The organism is Halorussus halobius (genome assembly GCF_004765805.1).
GTDB classification, from domain to species: Archaea; Halobacteriota; Halobacteria; order Halobacteriales; family Haladaptataceae; genus Halorussus; species Halorussus halobius.
In genome coordinates, this window is sequence record NZ_ML219773.1 from 518,925 (window position 1) to 530,959 (window position 12,035).

At 62.0% G+C, this 12,035-nt stretch carries 8 protein-coding genes, 1 tRNA gene and 1 CRISPR repeat array; of the genes, 2 read left to right on the forward strand and 7 right to left on the reverse strand.

Annotation, left to right across the window (positions count from 1 at the left end; translation table 11 throughout):
* Positions 1-34 precede the first annotated feature (34 nt).
* Positions 35-649 carry a rhomboid family intramembrane serine protease gene (locus EPL03_RS02575; protein ID WP_135827772.1) on the forward strand — a complete coding sequence of 205 codons (615 nt, stop codon included), beginning with the start codon at positions 35-37 and terminating at the stop codon, positions 647-649.
* A 63-nt stretch (positions 650-712) separates the two neighbouring features.
* Positions 713-784: transfer RNA gene (locus tag EPL03_RS02580), tRNA-Ala, on the forward strand.
* 459 nt (positions 785-1,243) lie between these two features.
* On the opposite strand, the gene cas2 is transcribed toward EPL03_RS02580, so the two are convergent.
* The 7 genes from cas2 to cas8b form a co-directional block, all read right to left on the reverse strand.
* Positions 1,244-1,504 (reverse strand): CRISPR-associated endonuclease Cas2, encoded by a 261-nt coding sequence (gene cas2 / locus EPL03_RS02585; protein ID WP_135827773.1) that lies wholly within the window; start codon positions 1,502-1,504, stop codon positions 1,244-1,246.
* Between the two features lies 1 nt (position 1,505).
* Positions 1,506-2,501 carry a type I-B CRISPR-associated endonuclease Cas1b gene (gene cas1b, locus EPL03_RS02590; RefSeq protein ID WP_135827774.1) on the reverse strand — a complete coding sequence of 332 codons (996 nt, stop codon included), beginning with the start codon at positions 2,499-2,501 and terminating at the stop codon, positions 1,506-1,508.
* 2 nt (positions 2,502-2,503) lie between these two features.
* Positions 2,504-3,064, reverse strand: coding sequence for a CRISPR-associated protein Cas4 (gene cas4 / locus EPL03_RS02595; RefSeq protein WP_135827775.1), 561 nt, complete (start codon positions 3,062-3,064; stop codon positions 2,504-2,506).
* Positions 3,065-3,195: 131 nt separating this feature from the next.
* Positions 3,196-4,795: a CRISPR direct-repeat array (repeat unit 30 nt; unit sequence GCTTCAACCCCACGAGGGTACATCTGGAAC).
* A gap of 110 nt (positions 4,796-4,905) precedes the next feature.
* The gene (locus tag EPL03_RS02600) at positions 4,906-7,863 is read right to left on the reverse strand and encodes a CRISPR-associated endonuclease Cas3'' (RefSeq protein ID WP_135827776.1); all 2,958 of its coding nucleotides are present in this window, start codon (positions 7,861-7,863) and stop codon (positions 4,906-4,908) included.
* A gap of 41 nt (positions 7,864-7,904) precedes the next feature.
* Positions 7,905-8,756: a type I-B CRISPR-associated protein Cas5b gene (gene cas5b, locus EPL03_RS02605; RefSeq protein ID WP_135827777.1), complete on the reverse strand. Its 852-nt coding sequence runs from the start codon at positions 8,754-8,756 to the stop codon at positions 7,905-7,907.
* Between the two features lie 9 nt (positions 8,757-8,765).
* The gene (gene cas7b, locus EPL03_RS02610; protein WP_135827778.1) at positions 8,766-9,818 is read right to left on the reverse strand and encodes a type I-B CRISPR-associated protein Cas7/Csh2; all 1,053 of its coding nucleotides are present in this window, start codon (positions 9,816-9,818) and stop codon (positions 8,766-8,768) included.
* 77 nt (positions 9,819-9,895) lie between these two features.
* Positions 9,896-11,956, reverse strand: coding sequence for a type I-B CRISPR-associated protein Cas8b/Csh1 (cas8b, locus tag EPL03_RS02615; protein WP_168216165.1), 2,061 nt, complete (start codon positions 11,954-11,956; stop codon positions 9,896-9,898).
* Positions 11,957-12,035: the final 79 nt, after the last annotated feature.

Genomic DNA, 12,035 nt, shown 5'->3' on the forward strand with positions numbered 1-12,035 from the left:
GCCCCCGGTCCCGACCGACCGGAGGTGTCGCCCCGTGAGCCGTCGCCCGCCGCCCGCCGAGGAGTCCGCCCGCGAGTCGACTCGCAGTCCCACGCTCGAAACGCTCGCCGTCTTCGTCGCCGTGTTCGCGGTCCAGCAGGTCGTGGCGCTCGTCTCGCAGGGGCTGGCCGCCGGGCTGTTCGTCCTCGCGCCGCCGGTCTCGGCGCGACCGTGGACCCTCCTGTCGAGCGTCTACGCCCACGACGGGGTCGGCCACCTGCTCTCGAACGCGGTGGTCCTCGCGCTGGTCGGTTTCGCGGTCGAGCGCGTGACGACCCGGTGGCGCTTCCACGCCTTCTTCGCCGGCGTCGGCATGCTGGCGGGCGTCGCGCAGGTCGCGGCCACCGGCGTTCTCGGCCCGGGTACCCCGGTGTTGGGCGCGAGCGGTGCCGTCTTCGGGCTGGCGGGCTACCTGCTCGCGGGCAACGCCGTCACCGACGCGGTGCTGGGCCGGCTGCCGCTGAGCGGCCGGGCGAAGGTCGTCGTCCTGCTCGCGGTCGCGGTCGCGGTGACGCTGGTCACGGCCGCGCCGGGCGTGGCGCTGGTCGCCCACTTCACGGGGTTCGTCCTCGGCGCGGTCGCGGGGCGGGCGAAGTTGCTGGACGCGTGACGGCGGGCCGTCCCGAAACATAACCTTCTAATAAGTGCGGGCGCTACGGCTTACTGCGTTCGCGGGCTCGTAGATCAGCGGCAGATCGCTTCCTTCGCAAGGAAGAGGCCCCGGGTTCAAATCCCGGCGAGTCCACTACCTGCAATCTTTTTCCGGAATTCCGAAGTTCTCGCTCTGGAAAGGGCCTACTACGACATCCTACTCGGCGTTCTACAGGGTAAGAAACCGTGTTTTTTGCCGAATGGCGGAAGGGCTGTCTTCCACCCCTACGCCGTCCGGCGTTCAGGGAGAAGGAAGCCGACCTTTCACCCGAACAGGTAGAACTGGGATGAACGCTGTTACACGACGGGGACGCAAGGAATCGAGGGTCATATCCCAGATGCTCGGTTACCATTCGGACCTACTGTCGACCGCGTCCAAATAAGCTATCGGAGCTACAGTCCGAATCGGGTTCCACCTAAAGGAGTGCGTCTTTAACACAATCACTCGGGTGCATCGGTGCCGAATTTCCGACTCGATTGCACTCATTCGTGACCTAATATGGTGTTTCTGTCGACCTCCCAACTCACCCAACCCTTGAACGGCCCACAGAAATCAGGTAAACCGACTTCCTGGTTCGTCAGCATCGCCGAGTGTGGTGTACTCGACAACGGTGGAAGACCCCATCTCAAAGACGATAACGGAGTCGTCGGACTCAAGCTTCTCACGGATTTCGTTTTTCATTCCCGTCACTTGTCCCTCAGTAAGTTCCCCGTAGAAGACCGACTGTTGGACGTGTTCTAGACGTCTTCGGAGGAGTTTCCGGTAAATGCGTGTGCGGTCCGCAGGAACGTCGTATACTACGATGACCAGCATCTTACCACCAGCGCTCCGTTGGCCGGTACGGCTCGCTCGTTAGAACATGTTTCTTCAGGCTATACACGTCAGTCCGGACCAGCGTCTTGTAGCTCACTTTCCGGTTGAGTCGCGGATGTTCGACGGTCCGATCAAGCGTCTCCTCGTAAGCTTCGAGGACGGTCACTCGTCCGTCTTCGGTCAAAAGACAGCCGTCGAGGTCGCTCTCGAAGTCGTCGATCGCAATTTGTCGGCGATTGACGAGTCGGAACAACACTCTATCGGCGAGGATCGGCTTGAAGATGTCCGCGACGTCAAGCGAGAGCGTGAAGCGGCGCTCCCCCGGTTCATGAACGTAGCCAATTGTCGGATCGAGGGCGGTTTTTCGAATCGCAGAGACGCACGTAGTGTAGACCATCGAATTGAGAAACGAGACGAGCGCATTCGCTTCGTTCGTCGGTGGGTTGTACTCCCGTTTAGTCAACTCGAACGGATCTCGGAGAATCCGGTCGAAACATCGATAGTATATCTTTCGCGCTGTCGCCTCGACGCCGCGGAGTTCGTTTACGTCCGTGATTCCGTCCACTCGTTCGTTCTGTTCCTCGAGTCGGTCCACTGCGCTACCGAAATCCTCCTTTCGACCGTCGTAGTACTGGACGTTCGCCCGCATGTTGTGGATACTCGCGGCGACAATGTCCCGAGCGATACCAAGTCGGCGGTCGTGGTCGTCGTACGCTCGGACCTGCTCGACGACAGTGTTGCCCGAAACCTGCTCGCGCTTCGGGAGATACGAACCCTTGTAGTAGTCGTTCCAGCCGAACACGTGAACTGAAACGCCGTGATCGTTTAGTAGTCCGAGCGCACGCGTGTTGAAGTCGATCTGACCGTGCAGGTACAGCGTGTCAATGCTCTCGACCGGGAGGTACTTCGTCTCACCGTCGAGAGTATCGATGCGGAGCGTCCCTTCGTTCCGAGACAGTTCGCCGTCGGCGAACACGTGGTGATTGTCCTTTGGCATCGTTACACCCAGCAGATATCCTGATACAGGCAGGCGTCGCAGTACGGTTTCTTCTCGAGCTCCGGCGGTGTGTCCCGCTCGACGACCGAGATGATACCGCGCACGGTATCCTCGACCTCTGTGCTGGTCTCCTCGTCAAGTTCCACCTGCTCGCGCTTGCGCTCCTTGGGATACGCCAGTACACCGTCTTTCTCGACGTCGAGCACTTCGTCGAGATACCACAGGTAGTACAGCAACTGCATCCGGGCGGGCTTTTCGAGCGTCGAGGAGACCTTAACTTCCATCACGTCTCCGGAGTCGAGCAGGTCGAGTTGAATCCGACCGTTGATCTGGTACGACCGTCGCTGATCGTCGTAACTCGTCTCGTCGACGTGCGTCCCGCGTTGGATGTTCGTGGTTTCACGGTCGATGTCCAGCCCTCGAGACATGAACCACAACTCGCGCTCGCAGACGTGGTAGTATTGGACCATCAGCCCCGTAATCCGAACTCGCGGTTCGCGGTAAGGGTCGCGCTCGGCAGCGAGATACCTGTCGAGTACGTCGCCTTCGTTGGTCCCCGACATTTGAATTCAAAGACATATCTGTACGATAAAAATTCTTCGCAAGGGTTGGGATCGCCGACGGACAGATCTTCATTTCATTTGGATACATCTGGAACCGCCAGGGCCACGCGTCGGCCCAGGGCGGTATAGCGGCTTCAACCCCACGAGGGTACATCTGGAACCGAGTCGCCGACGTCCTTCCCCGCGAGGTCGAGTACGCTTCAACCCCACGAGGGTACATCTGGAACCTGTACCACGCCACCCCACGTTTATCAACGTAACCGCTTCAACCCCACGAGGGTACATCTGGAACACCCGTCGACCGACAGCGACAGCGACGGATCCGAGTCGCTTCAACCCCACGAGGGTACATCTGGAACCCGCTGCATGAGCGACAACTTGGTCAACCCGGCCGACGCTTCAACCCCACGAGGGTACATCTGGAACTCGAATCGCAACCCGGCCGTCGCCGTCCGGGACGGTGCTTCAACCCCACGAGGGTACATCTGGAACTTGATGTCGTGTCGCTCCGTCCACGTCTCGCCCTCGCTTCAACCCCACGAGGGTACATCTGGAACGAGCAGGTGGTCGATGATGGTGGGGGAGTCGTCGAAGCTTCAACCCCACGAGGGTACATCTGGAACGATGGGTGACGCGCTCCGACTGACGGAGAACTTCACGCTTCAACCCCACGAGGGTACATCTGGAACCTCGCGGATAGTTCGCCAGCCACTCCAACCGGACTCGCTTCAACCCCACGAGGGTACATCTGGAACCGGGGCCGTCCTCGCGGCCCTCGTCGCGCTCGCGCCGCTTCAACCCCACGAGGGTACATCTGGAACCGGGGCCGTCCTCGCGGCCCTCGTCGCGCTCGCGCCGCTTCAACCCCACGAGGGTACATCTGGAACTGCGACGCGAGGCGGGGACGTCGTCACATCCCAGCTTCAACCCCACGAGGGTACATCTGGAACCCGAGAGCGGCGGCCGCCGCAACCGGTGCAGAACTGCTTCAACCCCACGAGGGTACATCTGGAACTCGCCGCCCGTGAGGGCGAGCCACGACCATGCGGTGCTTCAACCCCACGAGGGTACATCTGGAACGCGCATCACCGAGACGCCCGACACCTACGACCGCGCGCTTCAACCCCACGAGGGTACATCTGGAACTCGGTTTCGCGTGGTCGGGAATCGGAGAGTTTTCGAGGCTTCAACCCCACGAGGGTACATCTGGAACGAGAGTGCGTCTCGGTCACGATTACTCGCACGATGCTTCAACCCCACGAGGGTACATCTGGAACGGCGTTGCCGGGGCGGCGATGGAGGCGCTGGTCGAGCTTCAACCCCACGAGGGTACATCTGGAACGCAGTCGTAGCTCATTCCCAGACCCCCGTTTCGCCGCTTCAACCCCACGAGGGTACATCTGGAACACGGTACTGCTGGAGTTGCGGGCGAACGCCCACGTCGCTTCAACCCCACGAGGGTACATCTGGAACTCGAAAACCGACCGAGCGCAACTGTCGTGGACAACGCTTCAACCCCACGAGGGTACATCTGGAACCGAGGTTTCGATTCCGGCCTACCAGCAGTTCCAGACGCTTCAACCCCACGAGGGTACATCTGGAACGATGCCGGGCGGCGACCGCCGTCGAAGCCGACGCTTCAACCCCACGAGGGTACATCTGGAACACGGAACTGCTAGAGCACAGTCCGGACCCGTCGACGCTTCAACCCCACGAGGGTACATCTGGAACCATGCCGGATTTCCCGGCTGTAGCGGTGCTCGTGGCCGAACCCACACAAGTGTTTCCGTCGACCGCCAATTCACCTCAAACCCCCGGGAGGTCGACGGAGAAGAGAATAACTAGAACGTGAATCGACTCGACGGACCGTCATCTTCGTCCGCAACGAAGCCACCGCCGTCGAGTTCGTACGCTCCGTAGCCTTCGTTCCCGCGATGGACGAACACGTCGACTCCGTCGCCGTCCGTTCGCGGGGAGCGATCCACGCGAACGTGGGTCGGCAGCGACTCCTCCAGATCACGCACCGGAATCGACACTCGAAGGTCGGCTAGTTCCGACAGCCGGCCGAACCCCTGGCTCGCATGGCGCTCGAACGCCTCACCAAGCTGGTCGATGCGTTCGCGGTCGGCGTCGGTGACTGCTACGATGAGGTCGACGGTTTCGTAGCTCTCGTCGATGAGCGACTGTCGGCCCAGTTCCTCCGCCCGACTTTCCTCGATCATCTCGACCAGTGCCTCGTTCGCCTTCGATTGGTCCTCCACGGCGTCGAAGTAGCGCGACACCGCCTCGTGTTCCAGTGTCACGCTGGAGAGTTCTCCCAACGCACAGTCACATAGGTCGATGAGTATCTCGGCAGCATCGCTGAGTAGACTTCCATCGTAGACGTACTCGGACGGCGGGTTCCGATCGCTTTCGTCGCCGGTTCTCCTCTCGTCGCTCCGTTCGTCGGCCGCCGCCCCATCGGTCTCGTCGTCCTCGACAGGGGCGAGCGTCCACACGGTTACCTCGCCGTTCTCCGGCCCCCACTCGAACGACCGATTGCACCGGCCAGCAGTCTGCACGACGCTGTCGAGCGGTGCGACGTCGCGGTACGCACGCGCGAAGCTCACGTCGACGCCCGCCTCGATGGCCTGGGTCGACACGAGTACGAACGGAACATCGGCCGTCGATAGCACGTCGGCGACGTGGATCAGGACGCGTCGATCCAGAGGGCGATATTGAGAGTTGAACGTTGCAACGTACCGCCGTCCCGCGCAGTCGTCAGTGGGACCCCAGCCCTCGTGCTCGACGCTCCGTTCGAAACCGAGTTCGCGGAGCGTCCGGTGGGCGAGCTCCTCGTGGTCGGGGAGTCCGTCCAAATCGGTGTCCAACTCCTCGAGAACGTCTGCGTACACGTCCCCGACGTGCGTCGGCTGACGGCCGCTCGCACGGAACTCCTTCTCGACGCGCTCGGTCAGTTCTCGCGAACTCCCGACGGTGTTGCAGACCGCGAGGACGGAGCGCCCGTCGACTGTCGTTTCCATCTCGCCCGTCCCCGCCGAAGGTGGACGCGTCGCGTCGACGATCTCTGCTGCAGCCGCCGCGTGGGAAATCGGTGCTCCACCGTCCTTCGGCGTGGTTGCTCGAACGGACTCGTGGACGGTATAGCGTACTCGGGCCACGGCCTCCGACGCACGACGTTCGAACGAACGAGAGTACGTGGAGTCGGTCCCTGCCGGTAGCAGTTCCGTCTCGGACCCGCCGTCCGGGGCAGTCAACAGCGACTGGGTGTCAAATTTACCCTCCGTGAACAGCGTCGGCTGTGTCGCGGTCATCGAGATGATGTGAGAGTCGTATTCGTCGTGCAGAAGCCGAGTGAGCCGCCGTATCGCGCCCCACCACCGAATCGGGAGCGCCTGCGGTTCGTCGAGGATCACGACAGCGTCACGTAGCGCGGATAGTTTCAGCCCCTGCGCGTTCGTCGGGCCCGCGAGGCTCTCGAACAGTTGGACGAACGTCGTGAGGACGACGCCCGAACGCCAACTCTCGCCGAGGAGTTCGGCTTTCGAGCGACGAGTGTCCGTTTCGACCTCCCCGTTCGTCACGTCCCCCTCGTCGTCGGTGTACGTGACCGTCTCTGCGAGGTAGTGATGGACGGTGAACTCGTTTTTCTCTGGATCGGCGTCGAAGATATCCTCGTCCTCGAAGATGTCCCGCGTCTGCTCGATGATTGACGTGTAGGGCAGGGCGTACACGACCGTCGGTTTTCCCTCGTAATCCCGTCGCTCGGCAATGGCGTCCCGGAGTTCGAATGCGCCGGTGATCCCGGTGAACGTCTTTCCCAGTCCGGTCGGGAGTGTGAGCGTTCCGACCTCGCCGTCGGCCAACTTCGGCGCGTTCGCTCGGACGCGCTGGCGTGCTGCCTCGCGCAGGACGTTCAGCGACGCCTCGTCGCTCGGATCGAAGTCGTCGGTGTCCATGGCTATCTCTCGTGCACCCGAGTCCTCTTGGAGCGTCTCGACGTAGTCGTCCAGTTCGTCGAGGTTGAGCGACTCCGGTTCGAGGTATTCGTCCTCGACACCGCCCGCGGCAGTTTTGTCGGCGAACGTCAGGCAGCTCCAGAGTCGCATTGACCGGTCGTAGAGATCGGCAGGGAGGTTCTCGTTGGAGGCTCTCGTTCGAGACGGGCCTTCCGTGACGGCGTCGAGCAGGTCGTCGAACAGCGCCCCGTTTTCGAATGCCTCCACGAACCCCTCCCACGAGGCGGCCCCGTCGGTTGCGGTCGCCAGTAGGTCTTGGGCGACTTCGCGGCTCGGGTCGTGCGACCGGACGTACCCGAGCTGGACAGTGGCCCAGTTTCTCGGTCCATCGTCCTGTTCTTCCTTTACTGAACGAACTGTCTTTTCGGCGAAGTTCGGAAGCCGCCCGTGATGCCGGAGGATGGCACCCCACGCGGCGAGGCGGTCACGCTCGGTCGCACTCATCGCACCGAGAGCGTAGTAAGCTGCAAACGCACCGAGTCGCGCGTGGTAGGTGTACTGTTGGGGCGACCGTTCGGGATACTCGCCACGAACGTACAACTGGAAGGTCGGTGCGACCTTGCCGAAGTCGTGGAGCCAGCCAACGCAGCGGGCGACCGCCTCCTCGGAAACGTGCGCTTCGGCCGGTTCGCCGGCGAACCGGCCCAGCCGCAGGGTTCGTTCGGCGACCGCTTCCGCGTGGTCCACGAGGAGTTCGTGGTTCGAGGACGCCGACGAGTCATCGTCGTTGTCCTCCGCTGGTCGGGAGATTATCTCGTCGGGAAGGTCGTCTGAGTTCATCTCTTACCGGGGAAACCGTTGGCGTTCATGGATCAAACTCGTCAGTAGAACGCCACTGTCCGACCGTCGACCTCACCGAGCGCGAGCCCGTCGCCAGTACTTTCGAGCGGTTCGTCGTTGGCGGTGAAGGCGTAATCGACGAACTCGGTCGTTCGGCGGTTGCGCCCGTCGGCCTCCATCGCGGCGGGGAGGCGCTCGACGTGGTGGGGCGTCCCCGGACTCGGAACGACCGTCTCGACGGCGTCCGGGATTGCCGAATGGACTTCGACGGTCGACTCGTCCGGGGAAAGTGCAGTCACCTCGTGCTCGACACCCGACGCGGGCGTCTCGACGCCGGCGAGCAGTTCTGACAACCCCAGCGATGGCGTGTAGTACGACGTGCCGCGTTCGAGGTGGTGTTTGAGCGCAGCGTGGAAGTCGGCGTCCTCGACCGCGACGTAGAGGCGATAGGCCGGATTCACGACGTACTCGTAGCTGTGAATCTGACGGTTGTCGGTGCTGTCGGGGAAGTTCACTTTGACCGTATTCTTTCCGCTCCCGCCCGCGCTGTCGAACGTCTCGTCGGGATTCGTACCGAGACCGAGACTCGGCTGAGTCGTGGTGCGGAGGTCGCCGACGACCTCGACGCCCAGGGCCGACACCGCCGGATCGAACACCTCGTAGTAGCTGTCGCGACCGACGCCGACGATGGCGGCGAGCAGCCCGGCCACGGTCGTCCGCGGCGGGAGTCGATACGTCTGCTTCGTGACCGTGCGGTCGATGCGCCTGAAGTGCGCCCAGTCGCCGCGCACGGTGCAGACCAGACACGAGTCCGGGACGCCGTCGACGACTACCGGTGGCGTCTCGCTTCGATTGGGGTCCGGGTCCGTCGGTATCGCGTTCGTGTTAGTCACGTCGAACCCTCATTCGGTGGTCGGAAGCGTCGCCTCGAACTCGTCGTACACGTCGATTTCGCTGGTCGGAACGCCGTGGTCGTCGAGCAGGTCGGCGAGGTCGGCGGCCGTCCAGTCCTGCTCGCCGTCGTAGCTCACGTCGAGGTACTCGTTGCCGACGACGTGGACCGTCTCGACATGGTCGGTCGCGTCCGCGAGTCGATCCACGAATGCGGTCACGTCGAGCGTCGCGTCGGTGACGTTTCGAAGTTCGGCGTCGGACTTCGAACGCTCGGGATCGAGGTCGAAGCCGTTGTGGAGGTCGCCCACGTGGTAGCCGTCGGTGGCGTACTCGACGCGGACGTAGAGCCGGGGCTCCTGTCCCACCTTACTCCGCGAGATGGTCTGGTTCTTCATCGCGCGCCAACACAGCGTGTCGAGTCGTTCGACATCGGTCGCGGTGAGATTCGTGTCGCTCGCGCCGTTCTCGTCCACGAGCCCGTGGAACGGGAAGATGGCGTACTTGAGTCGGTTGTCGTCGAGATCGAACCCGCCGGTCGACTTGTCGTCCTGTGTGGCGATGACGCTGGTCAGCGTGTTCGACTCCTCGTTCTCCTCGACCGCGTTGAGCGACCGGGCGGGGGAAAACTGAACTGGACCGGTGTAATTTCCGCCCTCAAACGCGTCGGCCACGGCGTCGAGGAGTTCGTCGTTGGTGTCCGCGTTGAAGCTCAGCGTCGCCCCGAAGTATCGTACGTCGGTCGCGGCCTCAAGGAAGTCGTCACGGATATCCTCGATCTCGTCCACTTCCTCGGCATCAGTCACATCGCCCAGCACGTCGAGTGCGAGCCGCGCCCGGACCTCGCTCTCGTCGCCACTCTTCTTGATAAACACGCCGTGGCCGTCGGCGTCGAGCTGGTCGCGGAGGTATCGTTTCAAGCGAACGTCCGTGACGACGGCTCGATTGGTAATCGGGTCCTTGCGGGGTCGGTTCTCGTCGAGGGGATTGCCGTTCGGGTTACAGTCCTGTGCGTCGGTGATGAAGACGATTTCGGAGCGGTTGTCGACCGTGTTTGATGTCATTGTGGGGGTTGTGTCGGTGTCGGTGTCAGTGTCGTCGCCCGTTTCGTCGTACCTGTCGAATGTCGTGTTCGAGTCGGTCATTCGTCGTTGAGGACGCCGAGTTCGTCCATGAGCTGGAATGCCTGGTTGCGAGCGTCCGCACCGTAGGTGAGGCCGAGCGCGTAGAAGAATCGAAGGTCGTCAACTGGGAGCGTCCAACTCTTCGGTGGCGCGTCGGCGAACGCATCCATCAGCAATCGCTCGGTCTCTGGGAACAGTTGCCCGGAGGTTCCGACCTCGCTGGCGTAGACCCCTGAACGTTGCGTGAGGTCGCTGTGTACCCGTTGTACTCGGTCGGAGGTCATCCGGTCGGCAGGATGCTGGTCGCGGAGCGTGCGGTTCATGTCTCGCTCGCGGGACTGGTGGTCGGCCAGTTGCCCGACGAGAACGCCAAAGAGGAACGCGCCCCGGCGCTCCTGATTGTTCTGTATCGCTGACCGCTCCTTGAGGAATCGTTCCAGTCGGTACTTTCGTGCGTGGTGGTGTTTCACGTCCCCGTCCGGCGCGAGGTCGTTCGGGTGCGGGAGCGATTCGTCGGGAGCGAGCGGATCGTCGGTTGTCTGGTCCATCGTGGTTCTTGAAGTCGCTTCGAGTTCGGGTCGGTCCTCGGGCGCGTCGAGTAATCCGGCGCGAGCGAGTGCTTCGAACTGGGCGAACTGCGTGAGTACCAGATACGTCGGGAAGGTACCCTCGCTGGCGTCGGTGTCGCTCGCGATTCGGTCGACGTACTGAGAGAGGAGTTTGTCCGCAGGAATCGCTTCGCCGGTCAGCATAGCCGCGACGAGCCACTCGCGGGGGTCGGTGGTCGTCGGGTCGTCCGCGTCCGGATACGCGAGCGTGTCGCGGGCGTAGCTTCCGTCGGTGATTGCTCGAAGCATCCCGTCTCGGGTCGTCTGCTCGCCGACGTGCCGCCAGTCGTCTTCCGGGGGCTGGCGGAAACCCGCGACCGAATCGAACGTGCTACCTTCCAGCACCTCGAGGTGAGCGTCGGCTACTTTCCGCGGCCAGTAGATGCCGGCGTTCGGCACCTCGTGGAGCACGTTGATGTCACCGCTATCGTTGCGAACGCCGATGACGTAAAATCGGAGTTCCTCGGCGAACTCCTCGTTGTTCTTCTCTGCCGACTCCTGTACGTTTGGAATAGTCGTCGCGTCGGCGTTCTCGATTGCGTCGTAGAGCCATCCTGCCTTCTTGGAGCCGCAGTCGACCACGTACGGGAGCGCGTACACGCGGAGGCCGTCACGAGTCCGACTACAGTCTTTCACTAGTGATTTTCCAGATTGAAGCAATAACGCGGCCTGCGAGGAGACAGGATGTGAGTGCCAAGCTCTCTGTGGCTTGAGTTCAGCAAACTTCTCGGAATGCTGAATGGTGAAGAAATCCAGTGGATCGTCTACTGTCCCAAACACTTCGCCCTGCTCACCAGTCACCATGCAGGTTCCCTCGCCTTTCGATGGCTTGTCTGCATTCTTCGTAGCCAGTTTGTGTAGCTTTCGTGCAGCCATTCCCTCATTTAGGATGGGGAGTTGGCCGGGGTAGTAGTACCCGTTATTGTCAGGGGATTCTTCCGGTGGATTACTGAGTGACCCCGTATCGAGTTTGACCGCTACAGTCGCTACCACTTTCGGCGAGTCTTCGCTCGGGAAGTTTGCTTCGAGATAGCGCTCGATTTCACCGTCGAGATCGTTACGCTCTCCGAGTGTTTGGAGGTCATGGATAATCCATCCATCCGAATGTTCATCAGCAACGCGACCGACCGCTGGTTCTTTTCCATTAGCGTTGGCCCAGGTCTCGAAACACTCCCGGCAATACCGAACTGCCGTACTGAGTGACGAACCCTTCTTTGACCCACGCCGAGTGATACTGTGGTCGACTGGTTGACCCCAAGGATAACTTGAGAAGCCCAATTTCTCGACCTCGCTCGGCTGCAGCGGCTCGACGGTGACTCCGTCGAGTACCGGCTCCTCACCGGTCAGGTCGACATTTACCGTGACGAGATACCGGTCCTCATCGGCGTCGGAGACGAACCCGTCGAGTTCACCCGGCGTGTAGTAGAGGTCGAACTCATCGGTAATCTCGCCAGCGGCCGCCTCGGTCATCGCGCCGTACAGCAGTTCTATCCGCCGGAGCGACGAGATGGGTCCGTCTGGCAGGTACTCGTCCAGCGTCTCGGGGTGG

What these genes read in the sequence shown, in the direction of transcription:
- cas8b (WP_168216165.1), bottom strand. Translation starts at nt 11,956, where the DNA reads ATGACCGAGGCGGCCGCTGGCGAGATTACCGATGAGTTCGACCTCTAC.
- cas1b (WP_135827774.1), bottom strand. Translation starts at nt 2,501, where the DNA reads ATGCCAAAGGACAATCACCACGTGTTCGCCGACGGCGAACTGTCTCGG.
- cas4 (WP_135827775.1), bottom strand. Translation starts at nt 3,064, where the DNA reads ATGTCGGGGACCAACGAAGGCGACGTACTCGACAGGTATCTCGCTGCC.
- EPL03_RS02600 (WP_135827776.1), bottom strand. Translation starts at nt 7,863, where the DNA reads ATGAACTCAGACGACCTTCCCGACGAGATAATCTCCCGACCAGCGGAG.
- cas7b (WP_135827778.1), bottom strand. Translation starts at nt 9,818, where the DNA reads ATGACATCAAACACGGTCGACAACCGCTCCGAAATCGTCTTCATCACC.
- cas2 (WP_135827773.1), bottom strand. Translation starts at nt 1,504, where the DNA reads ATGCTGGTCATCGTAGTATACGACGTTCCTGCGGACCGCACACGCATT.